The 25302-nt window shown below is 36.1% G+C and carries 18 protein-coding genes; 9 read left to right on the top strand and 9 right to left on the bottom strand.

Annotation, left to right across the window (positions count from 1 at the left end):
* Positions 1–25 precede the first annotated feature (25 nt).
* The 3 genes from FP433_RS00855 to FP433_RS00845 all read left to right on the top strand — a co-directional run bounded on the left by FP433_RS00855 (position 26) and on the right by FP433_RS00845 (position 2768).
* Positions 26–1630: an ABC transporter permease subunit gene (locus tag FP433_RS00855; protein ID WP_265483662.1), complete on the top strand. Its 1605-nt coding sequence runs from the start codon at positions 26–28 to the stop codon at positions 1628–1630.
* On the top strand, positions 1620–2375 hold the full coding sequence (locus tag FP433_RS00850) for an amino acid ABC transporter ATP-binding protein (RefSeq protein ID WP_265483663.1): 756 nt from the start codon (positions 1620–1622) through the stop codon (positions 2373–2375). The genes FP433_RS00855 and FP433_RS00850 overlap by 11 nt, the downstream gene beginning before the upstream one ends.
* A 135-nt stretch (positions 2376–2510) precedes the next feature.
* Positions 2511–2768, top strand: a complete 258-nt coding sequence (locus tag FP433_RS00845; RefSeq protein WP_265483664.1) for a hypothetical protein — start codon at positions 2511–2513, stop codon at positions 2766–2768.
* 77 nt (positions 2769–2845) lie between these two features.
* On the opposite strand, the gene FP433_RS00840 is transcribed toward FP433_RS00845, so the two are convergent.
* The 4 genes from FP433_RS00840 to FP433_RS00825 all read right to left on the bottom strand — a co-directional run bounded on the left by FP433_RS00840 (position 2846) and on the right by FP433_RS00825 (position 5161).
* A complete protein-coding gene (locus tag FP433_RS00840) occupies positions 2846–3766 on the bottom strand; it encodes an HNH endonuclease (protein WP_265486801.1) in 921 nt (306 codons plus the stop codon).
* A complete protein-coding gene (locus FP433_RS00835; protein ID WP_265483666.1) occupies positions 3763–4413 on the bottom strand; it encodes a YfbR-like 5'-deoxynucleotidase in 651 nt (216 codons plus the stop codon). The genes FP433_RS00840 and FP433_RS00835 overlap by 4 nt, the downstream gene beginning before the upstream one ends.
* Before the next feature lie 116 nt (positions 4414–4529).
* Complete coding sequence (locus FP433_RS00830; protein WP_265486800.1) at positions 4530–4664, bottom strand: hypothetical protein; 135 nt, start codon at positions 4662–4664, stop codon at positions 4530–4532.
* A gap of 86 nt (positions 4665–4750) precedes the next feature.
* A complete protein-coding gene (locus FP433_RS00825) occupies positions 4751–5161 on the bottom strand; it encodes an iron-sulfur cluster biosynthesis family protein (protein ID WP_265483668.1) in 411 nt (136 codons plus the stop codon).
* A 184-nt stretch (positions 5162–5345) separates the two neighbouring features.
* Between FP433_RS00825 and FP433_RS00820 the strand changes: the two genes are divergently transcribed.
* From FP433_RS00820 to htpX, 3 genes are all read left to right on the top strand, one after another.
* Positions 5346–6452 (top strand): SLC13 family permease, encoded by a 1107-nt coding sequence (locus FP433_RS00820; RefSeq protein ID WP_265483669.1) that lies wholly within the window; start codon positions 5346–5348, stop codon positions 6450–6452.
* A gap of 128 nt (positions 6453–6580) precedes the next feature.
* Complete coding sequence (locus FP433_RS00815; RefSeq protein ID WP_265483670.1) at positions 6581–7138, top strand: LemA family protein; 558 nt, start codon at positions 6581–6583, stop codon at positions 7136–7138.
* Entirely contained in the window at positions 7138–8022 is an 885-nt protein-coding gene (gene htpX / locus FP433_RS00810; RefSeq protein ID WP_265486799.1) for a zinc metalloprotease HtpX, read from the top strand. Before FP433_RS00815 ends, htpX begins: the two co-directional genes overlap by 1 nt.
* Positions 8023–8130: 108 nt before the next feature.
* On the opposite strand, the gene FP433_RS00805 is transcribed toward htpX, so the two are convergent.
* The 4 genes from FP433_RS00805 to FP433_RS00790 all read right to left on the bottom strand — a co-directional run bounded on the left by FP433_RS00805 (position 8131) and on the right by FP433_RS00790 (position 21846).
* Positions 8131–8391, bottom strand: coding sequence for a hypothetical protein (locus FP433_RS00805; RefSeq protein WP_265486798.1), 261 nt, complete (start codon positions 8389–8391; stop codon positions 8131–8133).
* A gap of 265 nt (positions 8392–8656) precedes the next feature.
* Positions 8657–10804: a pectate lyase-like adhesive domain-containing protein gene (locus FP433_RS00800; RefSeq protein ID WP_265486797.1), complete on the bottom strand. Its 2148-nt coding sequence runs from the start codon at positions 10802–10804 to the stop codon at positions 8657–8659.
* Positions 10805–11041: 237 nt separating this feature from the next.
* On the bottom strand, positions 11042–11929 hold the full coding sequence (locus FP433_RS00795; RefSeq protein ID WP_265486796.1) for a helix-turn-helix domain-containing protein: 888 nt from the start codon (positions 11927–11929) through the stop codon (positions 11042–11044).
* A 119-nt stretch (positions 11930–12048) separates the two neighbouring features.
* A complete protein-coding gene (locus FP433_RS00790) occupies positions 12049–21846 on the bottom strand; it encodes a Rib/alpha-like domain-containing protein (protein WP_265486795.1) in 9798 nt (3265 codons plus the stop codon).
* Between the two features lie 387 nt (positions 21847–22233).
* On the opposite strand from FP433_RS00790, the gene FP433_RS00785 reads away from it, so the two are divergent.
* The 3 genes from FP433_RS00785 to FP433_RS00775 are packed head-to-tail and all read left to right on the top strand — an operon-like array spanning position 22234 to position 24761.
* Entirely contained in the window at positions 22234–22797 is a 564-nt protein-coding gene (locus FP433_RS00785) for an ECF transporter S component (protein WP_265486794.1), read from the top strand.
* The gene (locus FP433_RS00780) at positions 22787–24106 is read left to right on the top strand and encodes an ABC transporter ATP-binding protein (protein WP_265486793.1); all 1320 of its coding nucleotides are present in this window, start codon (positions 22787–22789) and stop codon (positions 24104–24106) included. The genes FP433_RS00785 and FP433_RS00780 overlap by 11 nt, the downstream gene beginning before the upstream one ends.
* Complete coding sequence (locus FP433_RS00775; protein ID WP_265486792.1) at positions 24096–24761, top strand: energy-coupling factor transporter transmembrane component T family protein; 666 nt, start codon at positions 24096–24098, stop codon at positions 24759–24761. Before FP433_RS00780 ends, FP433_RS00775 begins: the two co-directional genes overlap by 11 nt.
* Here FP433_RS00775 and rlmH read toward each other — a convergent pair.
* On the bottom strand, positions 24752–25231 hold the full coding sequence (rlmH, locus tag FP433_RS00770; RefSeq protein WP_265486791.1) for a 23S rRNA (pseudouridine(1915)-N(3))-methyltransferase RlmH: 480 nt from the start codon (positions 25229–25231) through the stop codon (positions 24752–24754). The genes FP433_RS00775 and rlmH overlap by 10 nt on opposite strands.
* Between the last annotated feature and the right edge of the window lie 71 nt (positions 25232–25302).

The raw sequence follows: 25302 nt of genomic DNA, 5'->3' as shown, positions 1-25302 counted from the left end.
GCTTAATTTTTGGAGGATTTTCAAAGTGAAGTCAAAATTAAAATGGCTATCAGCCTTTCTAGCTTTAGTTTTAACTTTGGTGATTGGTTTAAATACTAGTCATCAAAAAGTACAAGCTGCTAATCCGGTTCTAAAAATCGGAATGGAAGCAAATTACCCACCATACAACTGGACACAAACTACCGATGAAAATGGAGCTGTTCCAATTGACGGCTCTAAGCAATACGCTAATGGTTACGATGTTCAAATTGCTAAAATTATTGGTAAAAAACTCCATCGTAAAGTAGTTGTTGAAAAAACTGAATGGGATGGATTGTTACCTGCTTTAACATCTGGCAAGATTGACTTAATTATTGCTGGAATGACCCCTACAGCTGCTAGAAGAAAAGCGATTAACTTCTCTGAGCCTTACCGTAAAAGTACTTTTGTGGTTATTACTAACAAAGACAGTAAATATGCCAAAGCCACTAGTTTAAAAGATTTTAAAAATGCAAAGATTACTGCCCAACAGGGTACCTTGCACTATGACTTAATTAAGCAATTAAAAGGTGCAAAACGTGAACCTGCTATGCGTAGTTTCTCTGCTATGCGTCAAAGTCTCCAATCTGGTACTATTGATGGATATGTAGCTGAAGATATTGAATATCAATCTTACAAAACAGTTAATCCAAATATTGTTGCGGTTAATTTAAATAAAATGTCTGGCTTTAACATTGATAAGAATGACTCAATTACAAGTATTGGTGTTAAAAAAGGTAACACCAAGCTTTTAAATGAAGTAAATCAAGTATTAGCAGGCATTTCTCAAAAAAAGCGTGACCAATTAATGGCTACTGCTGTCAAAGAACAACCTCAAGCAAACTCCAAGAAGGAAAACTGGTTTGTTTCAATTATGCGTCGCTACGGCTCCATGATTTTGAGTGGGGTTGGTATGACCTTACTTTTAGCCTTAGTTGGTACCATTGTCGGTTTCTTCATTGGTTTATTAGTTGGTGTTGTTCGTACTATTCCTACTCCTCGTTCAAAAGGCAAGAAGTTTGGTTTACAGATTATCGATTGGATTTTAGCTGCTTATATTGAAATCTTCAGAGGAACTCCAATGATGGTTCAAGCAGCTGTAATTTACTATGGAATTGCCCAACTCTGGCATTTAAATATTAACCGTACCTTAGCTGCCTTAATTATTGTTTCTATTAATACCGGAGCTTACTTAGCTGAAGTTATCCGTGGTGGGATTAATGCTACTCCTAAAGGTCAATTTGAAGCAGCTAGTGCTTTGGGAATGAGCCATAATCAACAAATGTGGCATATTATTTTACCTCAAGCTATTAAAAATTGTTTACCATCAATTACTAACGAATTTATTGTAAATATTAAAGATACTTCTGTTTTAAGTATTATTTCTGTTTCTGAATTATTCTTTGTCGGAACTACAGTCGCAAGTCAAACCTTCGAGTTCTTCCAAACTTACTTCATTATTTCAGTAATTTACTTAATCTTAACTTTCTCAATTACTCGTATCTTTAACTTTATTGAAAGAAAATTAGAAGGTCCAAAGAATTACAATTTGATGGCTAACCAATTACAACTTAAAGATCCAAAGGAGGCTGGTTTAGAACATGAGCAATAAAGAAGAACATATTTTACGTGTAAAAAATTTACAAAAAAGCTACGGTGATCACACAGTTTTACGTGATATTTCTTTTGATATCAATCAAGGAGAAGCAATTACAATCATTGGTCCATCTGGTGGTGGTAAATCAACTTTACTTAGATGTATCAATTTGCTTGAAGAACCAACTGGTGGAGAAATCCTTTTCCATGGTGATAACATTTTAGAACACTCTTATGACCGTAATAAATACCGCTCTAAAGTGGGGATGGTTTTTCAACAGTTTAATCTCTTCAATAATAAAAATGTCTTACAAAACTGCATGATTGGTCAACAATTAATTTTAGGTCGTTCAAAAGAAGAAGCTAAAGAAGTTGCCATCAAAAATTTGAAAAAAGTTGGAATGGATCCTTTCTTAACTGCCAAACCGCAACAATTATCAGGTGGTCAACAACAACGTGTAGCTATTGCTAGAGCAATTTCTATGGATCCAGAAGTGTTACTATTTGATGAACCTACCAGTGCCCTTGATCCTGAAATGGTAGGAGAGGTTTTAAATACGATGACTAAATTGGCTGAATCTGGGTTAACAATGGTTATCGTTACTCATGAAATGGGATTTGCAAGAGATGTTTCTGACCACGTAATTTTTATGAGCGATGGTTATATCACTGAACAAGGAACTCCAGAAGAAATCTTTCAAAATCCTCAAGAAGAAAAAACTCAAAAATTCTTACGTAACTTTAGAAAAAATGAATTTTAAAATGATGCTTCGGCATCATTTTTTATTTTTCTTAAGTTCAAATAATTGCATTTTTTATGCCAAAGTTTCACAATAAGAGTGTGTAGAAGATTTAAGTTTTTTTAAAGATTTTAAATTTGGAAAGAATGTGTTATTATGTTTTCATTCGTATTTTGGATTTTAGCAATTTGGTTTGTTGTTAATGTAATTTGGATGTGGTTTGTACTTAATAACCAAACCATTCAAAAGACTTTTGCATGGATCAACGTCGCTGCCATCATTATTGGATTTTGGGTATTCTATGGTGTAAGTCACCAACCAGGCGCACTTGCTACAGTATTCATTTGGATGAACTGGATTAACATTGTAGTTGCAATTATTCAATTTTACTTTGGATACCGCAAGAACGACTAATTCATATTTATTATTGAGTTAATTAACTCTTCTACTAAAAAAGAGGACCGAGTTGGTCCTCTTTTTTTTCATTATCATTAGATAATTTCTTGCTCTTCTTGTAATTGTTGCAACTTCCAGCCATTTTCAAAGTGTAATTTGCGTACTTTTCGCAAGCTAGCATAATCACTACTTAGCCCATCAATTGCATCCTGGAGCTTTTTATTTTGTTTACGTAAGGCATTTAATTCTGGATCGTTAATGATACCTTTTAGATGGACTTGCCCAGCAATATAGCGTTTATTGCTTTCAAACTTTTCTTTTAGATTTGCTAAAAGATTTTCATAAGCAACTAATTTTTTATTTAAGACAGTTACTTCCTGGTTTAATTCTTCGAATAGTTTATAAGACATATTAGATTTAATTTTATTACATTCTTCACATGCCAAAATTAAGTTATCTAAATTATTATTCCCTGAGAGTGAAACTGGATCTTTATGATCTACACTTGTACCACGACGTCCACAATATTGACAGCGATACTTATACTTATGACGAATTCGTTCGCGATCTATATAATCTATTTCATTTAGAGAAAAATCTGCTTCTAGACCAATCTTTTGTAAATTTGCCCCCAAATCTCCATTTAAAATTGGTCTCTCAACTTCTCCATCTTCGCTAGCAATTATTTTTAAATTGAAATCTTGACGACTAATCTGCTTTTGGGCAACTTCATTAGCATCAAAATCTTGAATTAAACTTTCAAAGTTTTTTCGTAATTTACTTTTTACCAAATAGTGCTTTTTTGCTAAATTAACTTTTTCGCTCTTTTTTCCTAAAAAACCATAGAGCATATTTTGGGCAATTTCTTGTATCACAGGATTTTCATAATCTTCTGGGTCTAAATTGCGCATTAGACAAATATCACAAATACTTGTTAATTGTGGATTAAGTAGTCCCTCTTTTTTGAAGTGAAAACTATTGAGGCGCAAGCCGCAAGCACTACATTCAAATTTCAATTTGATCCTTCTTCCGTCAGCAAAATATCAAAGGCAATTCTTTGCATCTTGTCTTTACCAGCAAAATCACCCTTAAATAAATCTGGCAAGATCTTTTTAATAAAGTATTGTACACAAGCTAAATCATCAAATTTCTTAATTGTTTCCAAGCTTTCTTTGAACATCTGCATATAAACTGGGTTAGGATTCCCCAATTCAATCTCACCGTAAGCTTCATAAAGTAGGTCTAATTTATCACAAATTGATAAAATTTTACCTTCTAAAGTATCATCTTTTGCTTCACTAAGACGTTTTTTGTAAATTTCCTGAAATTCTACGGGAATTTCATCTTTAATAAACTCAGCCGTCATTTTTTCTTCAACATCCCCAATCATTTTACGTAATTGAGGGGTTGCATATTTAACTGGTGTTTTAATATCACCAATGAAGCGTTCAGTATAGTCGTGATTTAAACTCTTTTCATAAAGAGCCTTCCAGTTAACTTTCTTTTTCCCAACGACTTCTTCAATATCACCCATCATCTGAGCAAGTTGGGCTGTCCTAAAGCTGTGATCAGCCACTGAATGATGTTGGTACTTAAAGTATCCTGGCGCACGATCAATTGATTCTAAACTATCAAAACCTTGAATATAAGCATGTAATCCCATAATATATCTCCTCTCAAAATCTAAATTTTTATTAGATTAGCAAATCTTCAAAGTTTTCGCAAGCCTTTTGAAAAAAAGAAGAAATGCAAATGCATTTCTTCCAGTGTAATATTTAATTACTTGTTTTCGTCTTCTTTAGCTTTGTTTAAGAAAGCTACAACTTCTGCAGCGTGATCAACACGAGCCTTTGAATTAGACTTGTTCTTTGGTCTACGGTGTGGATTAATACCAGTATGAATGTTGTGTGACATGTCTTTATCTTCCTCTCAAATTAATTTTCGAAAATCTTTTATTATCATATCACGAAAAAGCAAGTAATTTCAAGGCTAATCGTAAATTAGCAAATTTTACCACCTAATTTTTCCATTTCTTCTTTAGATAGCTTTTTCCCAGTAAATTCTTCAATCGTTACCGCACCATCTACAATTCCCTCATTATCAGATAAGGCTAATACACTATTGCGTGCATTTAAAATCAAACCAGCATCTAAAAAGCTAAGTTCTGCAGGAGAAGTATACATCTCTAAATCAAGATTATTCTTTACTGGAATTGAAAATTCTGGATCTTTTTTATCTAAGATCACCAATTGGAAGTTTGCTCCAATTGTACAAGTTCCACCTAATTTTGAATAACCATTTGAACCATCATTTAACGCTAAAATCACAACTTGTCCAGGTTTAACTTTGTTAGCAATAATTTTTTCAGCTTCTGGTTTAATTTTTAAAGTTACATTTTTTGGATCTAACATTGGAATAACCTCCTAACAAAAAATAAGTGCCTTTACTATTTTTAGTATATCCTATTGCACAGTTTAAAGCTATTTTATTGCCCAAAATTATTTCAATTTGTCCTAATCTTAAAAAAAGCGTTGCCAATTGCTCAAAAACAGTTCAAAATAGTAATTGTTGATTAAATTTAAGAGGGGACTTTCAATGACCGTCTTCAAAAATATCGCTAAAGACCGGATTTTACAAATTACAGTCGTCATAACGATCATCAGTCTCTTTTTTGGGAGACCTCGCGTGGAAGATATTAATTTCCACACACTTTTTTCCATCCTAGCAATGCTAACTATCATTCAAATTTTTGCTTATTTGCATGTGTTAGATGTTTTGGCATACAAACTTACTAGTTACGCTAAAAATACCCGTTGGCTTGCTTCGATTTTTACGTTTTTATCTGTTGTTTCAGGGATGTTTTTAACAAATGATATTACTGTTTTGACATTAATTCCTTTATACTTAACAATTGCTAAAAAATATCACCTCGCTGAAATATTACCAGTCACCTTGATTGGAATGGGAGCTAATATTGGAGCAGCATTTACTCCCTGGGGGAATCCTCATAATATTTTTGTGGTCAGCCGTTATAACGTTTCACCAGTTAAGTTTTTCTCTTGGTCGATTCCTTTATTAATTGCTAGCTTGTTATTATTAGTGGTTTTTTTGTTTTTTATTAAACCTGATCCTATTCCTGAAGTTGAATTAAAAGATATTAAAATTAGTATTCGACCAACAGTTTTAACAATTGTAGTTACATTCTTCTTTTTCTTTGGGGTCTTTAATTTAGTGCCACCATACGCACCTGCCTTAGTCGCAATCATGCTGGCCTTGATTATTAATCCTAAAATTATGCTCCATATTGACTACGCTTTGCTTTTAACATTCACATGTTTCTTTCTTTTTATTAGTGATATCCAACAAATTCCATTAGTTGTAGCTTTAATTTCTAAAACCATGTTCTCAGAACATTCAGTATTTTTGACTTCAATAATTTCAAGTCAATTTATCTCAAATGTTCCATCAACTATCTTAGTTGGTAAATTTACCAATTATGCCGAAGCCCTATTTTTAGGTTCAAATATTGGTGGTTTTGGGTCTATTGTTGGATCAATGGCAAATATGTTAGTTTTCAAAACATTTATTGAAAATGCATCTGTCTCCAAACGTAAATTCTTTTGGGTATTTACCTTTTTAGAATTTATTGGGTTAATAATTTTAACAATTTTGGGATGGTTGATTTTAGACTATGTCCTATAAGAATTAGCTTAACAAGCTAATTCTTTTTCTTTATCAAGAATGTATTAAAAGTTAGCTTTTTTCTATACGAAAACAAAAAAATCTGATAAAATTATTATACAATTTTATATCGAGAAAGGAATTTATTCATGTCATTACTTTGGATTATTATCATAATTCTTATTTTACTTGTTGCCATTTACATTGGAATTTACAATGGTTTACAAAAAGCTCGCGTTCATGCACAAGAAGCTTGGAGTCAAATTGATGTGCAATTAAAACGCCGTAACGACTTGATTCCTAATTTAATTGAAACTGTTAAAGGATATGCAAAACACGAAAGTGAAACTTTTGAAAAAGTTGTCCAATTACGTAATCAATTAACCCAAATTCCAAATAGTAATCATACTGAAAAAATGGAAGTTTCTAATGAATTAACTACTGGACTTAAAAGTATATTTGCCTTAGCTGAAAACTATCCAGATTTAAAAGCTAACCAAAACTTCCTTGCTTTACAAGAAGAATTGACTAATACAGAAAACAAAATCGCTTATTCACGTCAACTCTTTAACTCTACAGCTGCACTATATGATGAGAAGCTACTTACTTTTCCTTCAAATATTGTTGCTAAAATGCACGGCTTCAAAAAGATTGAATACCTTCAAACACCAACTGAAGAAAAGGCTGTGCCAAAGGTTAAATTTTAATGCTCTACCAACAAATTGCGCGTAATCGACGCAAAACAGCTTTTTTATTAATTATCTTTGTCCTAATCCTAGTTTTAGTTGGTGCAGGATTAGGATACTTAATTAGTGGAAAGCCATATGTTGGCATCATTTGGGCCTTAATCGGAAGTGCAATCTATCTTTTGATTACTTTAAGTAACCCTGCTAATCTAGTTATGTCATTGAATCATGCAACCGAAATTCATGAGCAGGATGATCCAGAATTATGGCATATTGTTGAAGATATGGCCTTAGCTGCCCAGGTACCAATGCCTAGAGTTTACATTATTGATGATCCTTCTCCCAATGCTTTTGCAACTGGACGTGATCCTAAACATAGCGCTGTTGCGGTGACAACAGGTATCCGTCAGCAACTTAACCGGGAAGAATTAGAGGGCGTACTTGGTCATGAATTATCACATGTAAAAAATTACGATATTTTAGTATCGACAATCGGGGTCGCTTTAGCTGCTGTCATTTCTTTTATCTCAAGTTTTGCCAGTCGTTTTATCTGGTGGGGTGGCTCTTCAAAAAGTGACGATAAAGATACTAGTCCTTTTGAAATTGCTTTTAAGATTATTGCAATTGTCTTTACTCTAATTTTAGGACCACTAGCTGCTACACTAGCTCAAATGGCTCTTTCACGTAATCGGGAATACCTTGCTGATGCTAGTTCAGTCAAATTGACTAGAAATCCTCATGGCTTAATTTCAGCTTTAAAAAAAATATCTAATTCCCAGCCGATGACTAAAGCTGACTCTTCGAGCGCAGGGATGTATATCGAAAATCCTTTTCATAAACATGGGCATTTATTTGATACTCACCCTCCTACTGAAGACCGCATTAAACGGTTAGAGAATATGTAAATTCAACAAAAAAGCCGCTACTTTCGTAGTGGCTTTTTCATATTCTCTAAAATTGGAAATTAAGTTCTGCAGCTCTCCATCTTGGTTTACTACTTTTTAGTTAATTTCTTACTTACGTACATTACGCTTTACAGTCTTCTTAGCATGCTTTTTAGCGTGCTTCTTAGTAGTCTTTTTACTCTTCTTTGTTACATGTTTACCCTTGGGAGCTTGGCTTGCTGCTGGGTTAGTTGGAGCATCTTCTGCTTTTGCTAATGCTGGGTAGCTTTCTTCTACTGTTGCAGCTTGGACACTTGCTACGTTTGATGCAAACATAGTTCCAACTGATAATAAACTTACTAAGCTAATAACTGTTTTACGTAATTTCATAATAATCTTCTTTCCAATCTTTTAAATTTACTTATCTCTCTCACTTCACTTATTATAATAGCACTTTAAATTACATATTACAACACCTGTTATATAAAAATTTATAATTTTCTTTATTTTGCTAAAAGCATTGTTATATCAACATTTATCCGAATTAATATAACGATAGCATTGTTATATTAATAACCTTTTTATAACAAAAAAGAACTTAACTTTATCGTTAAGTTCTTTTTGTACTTTGTTTTAATTAAATACTTTCTCTTATTTAAGCAACTTTTTCGTCGTCTTTTTCTTCTATCCTAATAATATAAGTTGGAAAAGTTATAATTTTTTCACTTTGTTCACTTACTTTTCCTAATTGCTTTTTCCTATCTTCTCCTACACCTATTACAGTAATTGGCACCATTATTCTTAATTGAGAGTAATCTCTAAATCTTACAATCACTGGTACTAAAACTGTCTTCCCTACCTCAGCTGCTGTCGGAGTAATAGTGATAGCCCCTGTTTGGGCATTGATAATAGCATTTTTAGGAGCGCCTTGTCCTAATACAAATCCATCTCCAAGTTTTTCATTCAAGATTGGTGCAGTAACATTTTGTTTTTTCTTATCTACAAAAGTAATTGCTGCCATTGTTTGTGAAATATTAGGTACAGCAGCGTTATAAACAGCTACCATTGTTTCAAACTGAGGTATATACTTACTATTTTCTAAAGCGTAATTAGCAAAAGTTAAACGATTTGGTGTTTGCCAATTAAAGTGTTCTAATATATCATTTAAGGTCTTTGTTTCAGCTAAATAGTTCCCACCAGTCTTATAAGGTGCCTGGGTATTGATTTTTTTGTCATTATAACTAAAACTACCCTTTCCTGCCTTAGTAGGACTTACTAAAACTTTACTACTTAACTTGTCTACAGTAATTAAATCTGCAACTTCCCAGTTATCTTGAACCCCATTACTCATTGTCTGGGTAATTTGATAATGAGAAGCTGGCATCCCATCAATCCTATTTCCATTTAATTTGATACTATTTTTACTTCCTTCTAGCTTTAATAAATTTCCACCAAAAGTACCTTCTCTTTGTAAACTTACGTATCGAGGTTCATTAAAAATGACTCTGTTTCTAGATTCTGTACCATACATTGTAATTAAGCCACTGCAACTCTTTTGTTGGTCCATTACTAAGTAATTTTTAACAGCTGCTTCATCTCTTAGTTCTAAGCTACTATCTTTACCTAGCTCAAGTACATAATCTTGCTGCTCATTGCTTTTTCCTAAACCAAATGAAATTAGTGGCGTAATTGAGTTAACTTGACGACGAATAACTTTTAAACTAGCTTTTTCTGCTAATTTTAGTGAATGGATACGATTAGTCATTTCTGCATGTAATCCCAGTGAAATTGGTGCATAGTGATAATCATCAATATTTAAAATGTTATTAACCAAATTCTGTTCATTATTATCTTGGCTAGTGATAACTTTTAAACTAGCTTCTTCTTCAAGTAATAAATCTCCAGTTGCAATTGCCATAGAATGTCCTGTAGCAAGCTTTAAAGAAAGTTTTGCTCCCTTTTGCAGCGTAACAAGAGCATGTGAATTAGAACTTACTATTCCTCGCATATCAGCTGTGGTAGATTCTAAGCTAACTTTTGCTCCAGCTCCAATAATTGTTTTTCCATATTTTTTATTACTTCCTTGAAGCCAGATCATATTATTATTCTTTTCAAGATGAGTATCGGAAAAGTTTTCACCAATATAATTTGGAGTGTTTACCCTCATCATAATTTCTGCATTTGGTTTAACAAAAAAGTTTCCTACAGCTAACCCATTTGAATACTTAGATTGAAAACCTTTAGTGCCACTTTTTGCTAAGGAAACATCAAATGATGATTCACCTGCAAAATATACATCTACAAACTCGCCGTGAAAAATTTCAGGACCATCCAGGTTTATTACTGTATCTTCAAAAATAAATTTTGTCTTAGCTTGATTACTTTCACTCACATTATTGAAATAAAATGGTGAGCTATTCATTTCACTGTTTGCAGTTAATTCACCATTTTTCAAAGTAATATTCCAAGCCTTATCACCATAATTACGATCTGCAAAACTAATATAATTATGGTCTAAATTTAACTCATAATTGTTTAAATCAATGACAAGAGTTCTGGCAATATTATGATATTGGTTACTAAAAATATTTAATGTATTAGCACTTAATTCACCAGTAAATAAATTTTCATTTAAAGCAGTTTGACCTGTTGCTGAACTTACATTATCTACAAAAATGATTTTGCTTATATTAGGATTTACCAAAGCTTGAGTAAATTGATCAAAGTCAGCTACTTTAAGTATGTGATTAGTGCTATGTTGATTTTTATATTGATTAAAATTTACAATTTTATTTGATAGCATATTTTTCCTAATTTCTACAATTACTATATTTAAATACTTTGAAAGCCTTATCATTGGTAATTGTACGGTAATTTAAAGAATTTAACCAATTATTTGACCTTCTTAAAAATAAGTACTCCTACTTAAAATATTGTTGTTATCAGTTGATATAACAAGCTTACTTATTTTTATGAAAGCAAAAAAGAGTACTATTTTTACCGTAAGAAGGATAAAAAGAGTACTCTTAAAAATTAAACTTTAATTTATGTTATCTATTTCTTCCTTTAGCTTTTTGTAAAAAAATGACTTACTAGCATAGCCTACTTCTTGCATTATTTCATTAATTGTATACTTTTTTGTTATTCTTAGTCTTTTTGCTTCTTCAATCCGTCGCTTCTCTACTAAGCGAATAAAGGTTGTTCCCATTATCTTCTTTACTTGTCTAGAGAAATAACTACTACTAAAGCCAAAATGTCTAGCAGCAACTGTAAGATTGATATTGGCGTAATTTTCATCGATGTAATCGATTAGATTTTCTTTGTTCAAAACTGGCAATTCAGTATTATCTGCTCTTAATCGCTCTAAAGAACTTACTAAAATTAGTTGAGTAAAATATACACCTACATTCCAAGTAAATAAATTAGACTCCCAGTATTCATGCAGCAACTGTACACAGAGTTTACTTGGAAGAGACTTAGCCGAATTTAAAAAATAAAAATAGCCCTTATCTAACATCCGCTTTGAATATATCTCAGCCAACTTTTGTTCTCTTGTACTCCTTAAATGTAAATCATGAATGAATTTTATCCACTTAAAACTAATATGAAATTTAATTTTTACTAAATAGCAGGTAGTTTCTAACTTTAAAATCCGATATTTAATTTTTCGCTTTAAAGTCAGCAACGTGCCGGCCTTCATCTTTAGTATTTTCCCATCTACCTCTATTTTCGCTTCTCCTCCCACAACCATTAATAGAGTAGCTTGCTGAGTAGAATAATTGGCTGGGAAAGAAGAATTTTTTTCTAAAAATATATTATAAAATGAGGTATCTTGAGAAGCTGATGGAATTGGAACCTCTCCATTAATATCCTTAGGACTCGTATCCCAGATTTTTTTCAACATATTTATTGTCGATTTTGATTTCATGTCTAATTCCTTTAATTTGTTTTATTTATTATTATTTTACAAATTGTTAACTCACAATATCTAATTTTATGATTAACAAAAAAGTGATACCTTTCGGTATCACTTTTTAACTAAGTTGCTTAGTTCTTTTTGCGCTTTTTATCGGCTGCTAGTCCGAAAATAAATCCTAGACTTGCTAAACTTAATCCTAAGATTGCAGCTAAGTTATCTAATTGACTTGCTCCGGTTTGTGGTAAACGTTGACCCTTAACAGGAGCTACAGAATCCTTACCATTAGTATCCTTAGTAGCATTTTCTTCATTATTAGTTGTCTTAGCATAGGAAATAATTTCTCCATGTGGTCCTACAACTACTTCATAGCCATGGTTTCTAAGCCATTGGATACGTTGTGCGTTGCTGTTACCATATCTATTCCGAGATGCTGCACGACTGTTTCTCTTACTATTAGTTGAATTAGTGGCATGTGGACGTACAATTACTTCAACAGTCTTCTTTTCAGTATGACCATCTGGGTAAGTAATTTCAACCACACCAGTATGGGTGCCAGGAGTTGATACATCCGGCTTCTTAACCCACTTAACTGAGCTTCCTTCTGGTAAATTACTTACAGTGTCACTTGCCTTTGGAAGAGATCCAGTTTCTGTATGAACTGTCTTAGTAGATGGAGTCGTGTCAGCAGTTGAAGCTTGTGATTTTGCGGCTGAGCCTGCTGAACTTGAGGCAGCACTTGATGAGTTTGAAGCATCACTTGCGTGACTTCCTGCTTCACTTGCAGCACTTGATGCTTGGCTTGCGTAATCACTTGAAGCTGAGCTTGGAGTAGCTGAAGATGAACCTTCACTAGCTGAACTTGAGGCTACTGAAGCTGCGCTTGATGCCACACTTGCTGCAGAACTTGCTGTTGATGCAGCTGAGCTGGCTACTGAATCGTCACTCTTAGCTGTGCTTGCAGCACTTGAAGCTACTGATTCGGCATCACTTGCGGCACTTGAATTACCTTCACTGGCATAACTTGATGCTGCACTTTGTGCACTTGAGGCTACTGAAGCTGCACTTGATGCATCGCTAGCTGCTGAACTTGCTGTTGATGCGGCTGAACTTGCAACACTTGATGCGCTTGATGCAGTTGAAGCAGCTGAGCTGGCAGTTGAATTGTTTGGATCCTTATCTGCATTGCTCTTTGCTTCGCTAGCGGAACTTGAGGCAGCACTTGATGAGTTTGAAGCATCACTTGCGTGACTTCCTGCTTCACTTGCGGCACTTGATGCTTGGCTTGCGTAGTCACTTGAAGCTGAGCTTGGAGTAGCTGAAGATGAACCTTCACTAGCTGAACTTGAGGCTACTGAGGCTGCGCTTGATGCCACACTTGCTGCTGAACTTGCTGTTGATGCAGCTGAGCTTGCCACTGAATCGTCACTCTTAGCTGTGCTTGCTGCGCTTGATGCCATTGATTCTGCATCACTTGCTGCACTTGAGTTACCTTCACTTGCATAACTTGAGGCAGCACTTTGTGCACTTGAGGCTACTGAAGCTGCGCTTGATGCATCGCTAGCTGCTGAACTTGCTGTTGATGCAGCTGAACTTGCAACACTTGCTGCGCTTGATGCAGTTGAAGCAGCTGAGCTGGCAGTTAAATTGTTTGGATCCTTATCTGCATTGCTCTTTGCTTCGCTAGCGGAACTTGAGGCAGCACTTGATGAGTTTGAAGCATCACTTGCGTGACTTCCTGCTTCACTTGCAGCACTTGATGCTTGGCTTGCGTAATCACTTGAAGCTGAGCTTGGAGTAGCTGAAGATGAACCTTCACTAGCTGCGCTTGAAGCTTCACTAGCTGCTGAACTTGCTGTTGATGCGGCTGAGCTTGCTACTGAATCGTCACTCTTAGCTGTGCTTGCAGCACTTGAAGCCATTGATTCGGCATCACTTGCAGCACTTGAATTACCTTCACTGGCATAACTTGATGCTGCACTTTGTGCACTTGAGGCTACTGAAGCTGCACTTGATGCATCGCTAGCTGCTGAACTTGCTGTTGATGCAGCTGAACTTGCAACACTTGCTGCGCTTGATGCAGTTGAAGCAGCTGAGCTAGCAGTTGAATTGTTTGGATCCTTATCTGCATTGCTCTTTGCTTCGCTAGCGGAACTTGAGGCAGCACTTGATGAGTTTGAAGCATCACTTGCGTGACTTCCTGCTTCACTTGCGGCACTTGATGCTTGGCTTGCGTAGTCACTTGAAGCTGAGCTTGGAGTAGCTGAAGATGAACCTTCACTAGCTGAACTTGAGGCTACTGAGGCTGCGCTTGATGCCACACTTGCTGCTGAACTTGCTATTGATGCAGCTGAGCTGGCTACTGAATCGTCACTCTTAGCTGTGCTTGCAGCACTTGAAGCTATTGATTCGGCATCACTTGCTGCACTTGAGTTACCTTCACTTGCATAACTTGAGGCTGCACTTTGTGCACTTGAGGCTACTGAAGCTGCACTTGATGCATCGCTAGCTGCTGAACTTGCTGTTGATGCAGCTGAACTTGCAACACTTGCTGCACTTGATGCAGTTGAAGCAGCTGAGCTAGCAGTTGAATTGTTTGGATCCTTATCTGCATTGCTCTTTGCTTCGCTAGCGGAACTTGAGGCAGCACTTGATGAGTTTGAAGCATCACTTGCGTGGCTTCCTGCTTCACTTGCGGCACTTGATGCTTGGCTTGCGTAGTCACTTGAAGCTGAGCTTGGAGTAGCTGAAGATGAACCTTCACTAGCTGAACTTGAGGCTACTGAGGCTGCGCTTGATGCCACACTTGCTGCTGAACTTGCTATTGATGCAGCTGAGCTGGCTACTGAATCGTCACTCTTAGCTGTGCTTGCAGCACTTGAAGCTATTGATTCGGCATCACTTGCTGCACTTGAGTTACCTTCACTTGCATAACTTGAGGCTGCACTTTGTGCACTTGAGGCTACTGAAGCTGCACTTGATGCATCGCTAGCTGCTGAACTTGCTGTTGATGCAGCTGAACTTGCAACACTTGCTGCACTTGATGCAGTTGAAGCAGCTGAGCTAGCAGTTGAATTGTTTGGATCCTTATCTGCATTGCTCTTTGCTTCGCTAGCGGAACTTGAGGCAGCACTTGATGAGTTTGAAGCATCACTTGCATGACTTCCTGCTTCACTTGCAGCACTTGATGCTTGGCTTGCGTAATCACTTGAAGCTGAGCTTGGTGTTTCGCTTGCCTTTGATTTAGCATCGCTGGCTGCGCTTGAAGCTTCACTAGCTGCTGAGCTTGCTGTTGATGCTGCAGTTGAAGAATCACTTGCGGCACTCTTAGCAATATCTGCATCTTCACTAGCTTTCTTAGCTGCACTTGATGCCTTTGATTCTGCATCACTTGCTACTGAGCTATCTCCTGCTGAGGCTGCTGAACTTGCAATTGAATCTTGTTCACTTGCAATACTCTTTTGTACTTCTGCATCACTTGCAGCACTGCTTGCTACTGAAGCGGCACTTGATGCTTTTGAAGCTGCAGAACTTGCTACGCTTGCTGCTGAACTTGCCTTTTCTGCATCACTCTTAGCTGCTGAGTTCTTTTCTGCTGCACTTGATGCTTCGCTGGCAGCACTTGCGGCACTGCTTGCTGCTGAACTGGCTTTGTCTGCATTATCCTTAGCTACATCTGCTGCGCTTGATGCTACTGAAGCGGAACTTGAAGTTGCTGGGTAGTAAGGAGTGGTAGTTGCTGAGCTTGGTGTTTCGCTTGCCTTTGATTTAGCATCGCTGGCTGCACTTGATGCATCGCTAGCTGCTGAGCTTGCTGTTGATGCTGCAGTTGAAGACTCACTTGCGGCACTCTTAGCAATATCTGCATCTTCACTAGCTTTATTAGCTGCGCTTGATGCCTTTGATTCTGCATCACTTGCTACTGAGCTATCTCCTGCTGAGGCTGCTGAACTTGCAATTGAATCTTGTTCACTTGCAATACTCTTTTGTACTTCTGCATCACTTGCAGCACTGCTTGCTACTGAAGCGGCACTTGATGCTTTTGAAGCTGCAGAACTTGCTACGCTTGCTGCTGAACTTGCCTTTTCTGCATCACTCTTAGCTGCTGAGTTCTTTTCTGCTGCACTTGATGCTTCGCTGGCAGCACTTGCGGCACTGCTTGCTGCTGAACTGGCTTTGTCTGCATTATCCTTAGCTACATCTGCTGCGCTTGATGCTACTGAAGCGGAACTTGAAGTTGCTGGGTAGTAAGGAGTGGTAGTTGCTGAGCTTGGTGTTTCGCTTGCCTTTGATTTAGCATCGCTGGCTGCACTTGATGCATCGCTAGCTGCTGAGCTTGCTGTTGATGCTGCAGTTGAAGACTCACTTGCGGCACTCTTAGCAATATCTGCATCTTCACTAGCTTTATTAGCTGCGCTTGATGCCTTTGATTCTGCATCACTTGCTACTGAGCTATTTCCTGCTGAGGCTGCTGAACTTGCAATTGAATCTTGTTCACTTGCAATACTCTTTTGTACTTCTGCATCACTTGCAGCACTGCTTGCTACTGAAGCCGCACTTGATGCTTTTGAAGCTGCAGAACTTGCTACGCTTGCTGCTGAACTTGCCTTTTCTGCATCACTCTTAGCTGCTGAGTTCTTTTCTGCAGCACTTGATGCATCGCTGGCTGCACTTTGTGCCTTGCTGTTTGCTTCACTGGCTTTATCTGAATTGCTCTTTGCTTCACTTGCTGCACTACTTGCTACTGAAGCTGAACTTGATGCAGCTGGGTAGTAAGGAGTGGTAGTTGCTGAGCTTGGTGTTTCGCTTGCCTTTGATTTAGCATCGCTAGCTGCGCTTGAAGCTTCACTAGCTGCTGAGCTTGCTGTTGATGCTGCAGTTGAAGAATCACTTGCGGCATTCTTAGCAATATCTGCATCTTCACTAGCTTTCTTAGCTGCGCTTGATGCCTTTGATTCTGCATCACTTGCTACTGAGCTATCTCCTGCTGAGGCTGCTGAACTTGCAATTGAATCTTGTTCACTTGCAATACTCTTTTGTACTTCTGCATCACTTGCAGCACTGCTTGCTACTGAAGCCGCACTTGATGCTTTTGAAGCTGCAGAACTTGCTACGCTTGCTTCTGAGCTTGCCTTTTCTGCAGCACTCTTAGCTGCTGAGTTCTTTTCTGCAGCACTTGATGCATCACTAGCTGCACTTGCGGCACTGCTTGCTGCTGAACTAGCTTTGTCTGCATTATCCTTAGCTACATCTGCTGCGCTTGATGCTACTGAAGCGGAACTTGAAGTTGCTGGGTAGTAAGGTTTTACAGTAACTTTACCATCTAAACCAGCTTTAGCATCATTAATTGCCTTCGTTGCATCATCTACTTGTGCTTGTGTTGCATCTGGGTTATTTAAGACTTCTTTCCCTGCAGAAACTGCATCATCGTAAGCTTTCTTAGCCTCATCACTACCATTTTCATAGGCTGGAGTCTTTTCTACAGTTGGAGCTTCATCAACAGCTTTTTGTAAATCTGTCTTGTCAGCACCCTTTACAGCTACAGGTACTGTTACAGTATCAGTCGTCCCATCTGGATAAGTTACTGTTACTTCACCAGTAGTATCGCCTACCTTATTTACATCTGGTTCTTTACTCCAAGTGTAAGTAGTTCCTGTTGGCATTTCGCTAGCATTGCTAATTGCCTTTGCTGGCTCTGGAAGCTTACCAATTTCAGTAGTTAAATCAGCAACAGGTTCGGGAGTATATTCATCTGCATCAGTTATACCAGAAGTGGTAATAGTTGTTTTAACAGTATCAGTAGAACCATCTGGGTAAGTTACTACAATTGTACCTGGGATAGTTTGGTTAGGAGTAACTGGAACTTGTTGTCCATCTTGCCATGCTGCAGTAGTACCGGATGGTAAATCTTTCATATTCAAAATTTGATCACTTGCATCTGGCAATGATTCTGGAGTAGCTTGAACTGGGTTCTTAACTTGAGGAGTGTAAATCACACTATCATCGTAATGTGCAGTACCAGTTACTTCAATTGGAGTAGACCCTGGGACGCTTACAATAACTTTAGCTGGAACATTGTCACCTGCAGTAGGAGTATTATCATCTGCCCAAGTTACCTTTGTACCTGCTGGTAAATTGCTTGGGTCTTTAATAATGTCATATGGAGAAGTTGGATTCTTCACATCATCATTAGTTGCAACAGATACACTCTTAACAGTGGTATCAGTTGTGGAACCATCTGGGTAAGTTACTTTAATAGGAACAGTAGTTACTTCAGTAGTATTAGTAGCTGGAATAGTTACAACACCAGTAGTTGGATCAATAGTTGCACCAGCTGGATTAGTTCCGTCAATTTCAAACTTTGTACCTGCTGGTACTTCAGTTGTTTTACCATCATTATCAGTAATAACTGGGGAAATAGTTGCTGGCTTATCGCTTTCAACTGTAGTAGTTGGATAAGTTACATCAATATCATCTGCAGTTTGAGATGGGTCATTTACCTTGTATTGAACTGGAACATCTAAGTAAGCTGGAGTAGTACCATCACCTTGCATTACAGATGGATAAGTTACACGAACTGTACCATTATTTTGAGCATTAGTAGTTGGTGTATCTGCCCAGCTTAAAGTGTAATTAATACCTGCATTGTCTAAAGCACTGGTATCAACTAAACGCTTAAATTGAGTTTGAGTTAAACCATCTTCAATACTCTTCTTTGAAAAGCCAGGATCATTCTTCTTAGATTCTGCACCAGTTAAATCTAAGTTTAAATCAGTGTTTTGAGTACCAGCTGCTACATATCCATTCTTAACTGCTGTTGAGTTTGAATCAAAGTTAATAGCTACAGGAACTGAAACAGTTGTTTCATCACTTGGAGTATCTACTACTGTAGAAGGAGTCTTTGCCCAAGTCACTGTACCGTAGTTGGTAAGATCTACTGGAGCAACTTCTATATCATCTTCAGTTGGAATATTGTAATAAGTTAAAGAGTAATTATTAGCGATGTTTGCTACTTGAGCTGATTGATCAGTAGTTTCTGGTAAATTATCTCCATTATAGTGAAGACTTACTACACCAGTTGTATTACCATTAGCATCTTTTTGCCAAAGTGGAGTGTAGTTATCACCTTCTACATAAACTGGAGCAATAACTTCATCAATAGAATCATCCTTATAAGTTACAGTTACAGGAATGTTCACTACAGTACCAACTTGTCCTTGGTTAGCAGCAAAAGTAATCTTACCAGTTGCACTATCAATAGTTGCACCTTGAGGAATATTTACGTTACCAGTTTTTGCCCAACCTAATTGATATGGATGACTTGAAGTAGTGTTATCAATTAGAGCAGGATTTGGATTAGCTGGACTAAGAGTGCCATCTTCACCAACTTGGTAGAAAGTAGGTGTATCAATATTGATAGTTTCACCAACTTTAGCAGTTGAATCTTGGTAACGTGCATCGTAGTTGTAAGCTTCAAGATCCATTGAAGTCATTACAACGCGTTGTTCAGTGCCTTGTAGATTAAAATTACTCTTAAAGTCACTTTGTTTGTCATCTTCAACTGGTGCCATACCAACAGTATTCATTTTACCGTTCGAACCAGAACCAAAGTTTTCTACTTGCCAAGTTGAGTTTGGATTATCACCAGTATTACCCTTATCCCATTGTTTGACATCAACACCACCGTAATTACCAGCATTTAATGTTACACCAGCACTGGCATTAATCATGTTTCCAGCTGAATTGCCATTAGGATTAGTTCTTTGAAGATTAAGGTATTTCATTTGTCCAATCTTCATTACATCATTTGACTTATAAACTAAAATTAATGGGTTATAAGCTTGACTCGCAGAAGTTGGAATAAGACCAGTTAAAGCTCTATTTTGAGAAGCATCTTGAATGTCAACTGTTGACCCGTCTTCAAAGTCAACGTCGTAGTTACCATTTCCTACTTTTGATCCACCTAAGGCAATCATTGGTGTAGAAGTTTTAACGTTGCCACGAGTCATCTTTAAGGTAGCACCTTTAGCAACCTTTAATGAAGCCTTATCAGTTTGAGCAAAACTGATAACCCCTAATCCAATTGGAGCATATAACCAGCCATTAGCACCTAAGTCACCCGAACTACGTTGGCTATAGCCACTGTTGTCTTGCATAGTATCAATATTAAGTGTTGAATTTTTATCTAAAATTAAATTACTTAATAGAACTGCTGATGAGTGACCTGTACCTAAGGTCATATTAACAGTAGCACCTTCATTTAAGGTCATTGTACCGTTTGTATTACGTGATGCGATACCACGTAAGCTAGTAGTGCTCCCTTTACCATCAATACCGTTAGTATCAATAGTTAATTTTGCATTTTTACCAACTGCTACACTTCCGGCATTAGCATCATTGGTATTATCCAGCTTAATTACATTGTGTTCTTCATCTTGAACACCATCAAAGCTTATAATACTACCACTAGAAAGCATTGAAGCGGTAATACTTACATCTGCGTTATCATCGATTAAAACATTTTTGGCAAAAATGATATTTCGATCTGCACCTGATTGAATTGACCCAGTTAGATTATCTTTTAAAGGTGAAACGTTAATTACATCTTTACCTTTAAAAATAACATCTACAGGTTCTTCATCATTAGTCAATGGTGTATTTAAATCCGCTTGGAAATTATTGAAGGTAAGGCTAACTTTATTAAGATTAGTTCCGTTCATGTTACCGAAATAAATTGGTGTATAACGGGTACTAGTTGAATTATTTTCAACTTTCATATCATTGAAAGTTAAGTGCCAACCATTATTATTATCTTGATTTTGATTCCATAGTGAAATAAACCACTTGCCCATATTAACGGTATGATCATTACCATTAATAGTTACATCACGAGCAATTCCTTGGTATGGACTGTCTGATGTCTTATTAGCAGCTAATTCATAAGGTTGTAACCAGTTATCACCATTCCGACCAGTACCACCAGATACTAATCCACCATCAACTTGACTTTCTGCTTCAGTCATATTGGTTAAGTCAATATCATTAGTAAGATTAATAGTAGTAATATCTTTATTTACGATAGCCTTTGAAAGATCCGCAAAATTTCCTACATTAGCAGTATGAGCAGTATCTTGTACCAAAGAAGTGTTTAAGGCAGATGCTAAAAGAGCCTTCTTTTTAGATTCATCATTAGTTACGACAGGAGTGTTCTTTAAAGTATTAACAGAAGTTAAAAGATTTTCTCCCTTTTCAAGATTTAAGGTAGTGAAATTATCACTATTTTTGATACCATTTTCAAGAGCAGAAGTTGTTGCTACTTCAGTATTAGAATTCTTAGAATTTACTCCATTTGTATCACTTTGTGTTGGTGCACTAGTAGCTGCAACACTTTGTGTATTCGCAACTGATGCTGAAGCTGGAGCTACATTTTCAGAAGACTGTTGCACTTCATTAGTGGTAATATTTTCTTTAGTAGCTGCACTAGTTACTGTAGGGGCAGTGCTATTTTTACTTTTAGTTTGCTTTTCAACTACAGCAGAAGAAGCTACACTATTTTCACTAGCTGAACTTGCTTTGCTATCATTTTTGACCTCTGCTGCGCTACTTTGAGTAGCAGTTGCATCAGAAAGGCTAGTAGCTTTTTGGTCAGTAGTCTTTGTAGTTTCGGGTGCTTCGCTTTGACTTTCAGCTACTTTAACTGTTTCTTCAGTCTTTTGCGTTGGTTGCGTTACTGAAATCTTTGCATCTTCAACTAAAGAAGAATTTGGAGTTACTGTATCAGCTTTTGCTACATCTTGGGGATGCATTGCGAAAAAGCTTACTCCAATAAGTACAGATACAGCACCAATAGTTAATTTTCTAATGGAGAATCTTTCTTCTTTTCTCTCCATTTTGCGAAGTCGTTCTTGAAAATTATTCTTCGACAACATTCACTCTCGTCCTTTCTTATAACAAATCCAACAAATTTAGATCAAATTGTAATTAAATAATTGGCTTTAATAATTAACTTATAATTCGAAATATTTTGTTATTTTAAAGTTGTGATTAATAAAAATGTAAATTAAGGAAAAAAATAATTTTTGTTGATTAAAAGTCAATATATTAAATTACAAAATTTCATCTTCGTAAATATAATAACACTTTTTATTAAACTATCAACTATTTTTGATCCCTTTTTTATCAATTTAAAAAACCTCGATTTTTGTTGATATACCATTAATTTAATGTTATTTAATATTTTTTGTTTTATTTTTATTATATAAATAATTAACAACATAATTTTTTTAGAATTTACCCTTATTTTGTGAGTTATAACTATGAAATTTAAATTTTATACTATTAATAACATCATTTTCATTTGTCTTTTAGGAATTATCTGGGGTTTTATTTACACCTCAAGTGATCTCCTTTATAATCTCCTTACTTTAGCCCTAACTCCTGTCGGTTTTGGGCCTTTAGCTAACGATATTGTGCTCGGTCTTTGGTGTATGGCAGGGCCTTTAACCGGATTTTTAATTAGAAAACCTGGTAGTAGCTTTTTAGGAGAATTTTTAAGTAGCTTAATGGAAACTTTTTTTATGGCACAATGGGGAATGGCAAATATTATTTCTGGTTTTGTTCAAGCAACTGGTAGTGAAGCAGGATTTTTCTTAACTGGCTATAAATACTACAATTTTTTTACGCTTACTCTATCAGCTACCACAACTACCATTTTTAGTTTTGTCTATGACTATTTCAAAAATGGTTATAACCTCTTCCCTTTTTCCAGGCTAATAATCTACTTTATTGTGCGCTGGTTTTCACTATTTTTATTTAGTGCTGTCTTAGTTAGCCAAATCCTCAAATTAGTTCAGAAAGCTGATATTATTCATGACTATTAAAGTTAAAAATCTCAATTTTGCTTATCATCAAAAAGACATCTTCAAAGACGTTAATTTTTCCTTACCTACTGGTTCTTTTACCTTACTTACTGGTAGTAATGGCAGTGGTAAATCCACTCTCTTAAAGTTAATTGCTCATTTATTACCGGCTGGAAAGGCAATTGTACGACCCAAAAATTGGACTATGGTTTTTCAAGATCCAACTAGTCATTTCGTCATGCCAACTGCTTTAGAAGAATTAATTTTTAGCTTAGAAAATCTCAATATCAGTCCTACCCATGCTAAAAAAAAGATCACCCAAGTAGCTACAGCCTTACATCTTACTTCCCTACTTAACCAACCTTTACAGACTTTATCTTCTGGGGAAAAGCAACGTGTCAGTTTTGCGATTGCAGCCATTATGGAACCTGACTTACTCTTACTTGATGAAGCATTTAGTAATTGTGATCCTTCAAGCCGCAAGCTACTTTTAAAGCAATTACTCGAATTCAAAAAAAGAGGAACGACAATTGTCGCCATTGATCACCAAACTCAAGGTTATGAAAATCTCGTTACTCACCAATTAACTATCAAAAACAAAGGCATTCACTTTACTCCTTTCGCTCTCCCTGTGGCTAAACTCTCTAAAAAAGCGCTCTCCCTCCCCACCCCTAAAAATAAAATTTTTACCTTAAGTAATTTTTCTTTATCCCTATCTCAAAAAACTCTCTTAAACAACGTTACTAACTACATCCCGCAGGGAATCACCCTTCTCACAGGTGAAAATGGTAGTGGTAAATCAGCATTTTTTAATTCACTCATTAAAATGATGCCTTACCAAGGCCACTTACTTTACCAAGAAAAAGAAGTCCGTAAATTACGGCAAAAAAAATACCTCACCACAGTTGGTGAAGTATTTACTGATAGCACTCCTCAATTTTTAAAGCTTACTGCTGCCGCAGAAATTGCTACAGCTAGACGAAAAACAAAGTTTTTTTCACAAAAAGAAATTGACCAAATGATTAAAGAACTCAACCTTCCTGATTTAGATCAATCCATTTATACTTTATCAGGCGGTCAAAAAAAGAAGCTCCAAATTCTTTTAATGTTGTTAGAAAATCATCGTGTTCTTTTGCTAGATGAGCCTTTGACTGGACTTGATTGCGATAGTCAACAACTTGTCTGTAAGTGGCTCAAAAAAAGTGCTCGCTCTAAAAATATTGTAATTATTAGTCATCAAGTTGGTCCTTTAAGTGAAATTATCAACTATCACTTACACTTAAAAGATCAAAATTTAGTTTTTGAAAGTAGTCTTAACCTTGAATCCTAGTTTAAAATTCTTCTTATTTTTAATAATTTCTCTTGAAATATCTTTTATCCCCAATTTGGTTATTAACCTAACTTTTTTGGTAGGTTCTTTACTTTATCTTTTTATAAGCAAATATTCTCTCAAAAAACTTGCTCTCATTATTGTCTTTGCCTTTCCAGCTGCCTTTGCAATCTTTAGCTCCCTTTATTGGTTTAGTGATGAGCCAAACTTAATAGCAGCTTGGACACTCTTTACAAGAATGTATGTCTTAATCCTTTTAGGAGTTATCCTAATTAACACCACTCCTCCTCTTACGCTCGCTCGTTCATTAGAGCAAAACTTTCATCTCCCTACTAAACTTGTTTATGGCTGGCTAGCTGCTTTCAACTTTATTCCCCAAATGCAAGTAGAACTCAAAAAAATTAAAGTTGCAGCTTTAATGCGGGGGCAAAATCTTTCTTGGTGGTCACCAAGTTTATATTTTAAAGCTATCCTACCTGCCTTAGCTCATAGTGAAGAATTAAGTGAAGGAATGTTAGCTCACAGCTTTGGTCGTTATTCAAAACGTAGCAAAATAAAAACCATCCCTCTCACTTGGAAAGACTGGCTTATTTTTATTTTCTTTTTATTTTTTATCCAAATATTTTTTATTTTTTGTACAAAATTTTACTTATGATACGGACTACCGTTATTTATCATAAAGGCCCGATAAATTTGTTCACTAAGTACTAACCGCATCAATTGATGAGGCATCGTGAACTTACCAAAGCTAATTAATTGATCTGCTCGTTTATTAACAGCCTTACTAGTGCCTAAACTTCCTCCAATGACAAAAGTAATATCAGAATGACCATAGGTAGTTAAATCAGAAATTTCTTTAGCAAATTCTTCACTAGTTCTTTCTTTACCTTTAATCGCTGTTACAAAAACATATTCTTTATCCTTAATCTTACTTAAAATTCGCTTTCCTTCAATTTCTTTTACTTTTTCCATTTCAGCGGGGCTTAACTTTTCGGGAGCTTTTTCATCCGGCACTTGTACAATTTGCATCTTGGCATAACGATCCATCCGCTTCAAGTATTCAGCAATTCCATCTTTAAAGTACTTTTCCTTGAGCTTACCAACGCAAACAATTTTAATATTCAATTTTTCTTCTTTCCTTCTTTAAAAATTTATACAAAAAGCTACAAAGCAAAACTTTGTAGCTTTTTAACTGT

The organism is Lactobacillus sp. PV012 (assembly GCF_014522325.1).
Taxonomy (GTDB): domain Bacteria; phylum Bacillota; class Bacilli; order Lactobacillales; family Lactobacillaceae; genus Lactobacillus.
Note: the sequence above shows the minus strand (reverse complement) of the source record. Positions and strands in the feature narration are given on the sequence as shown.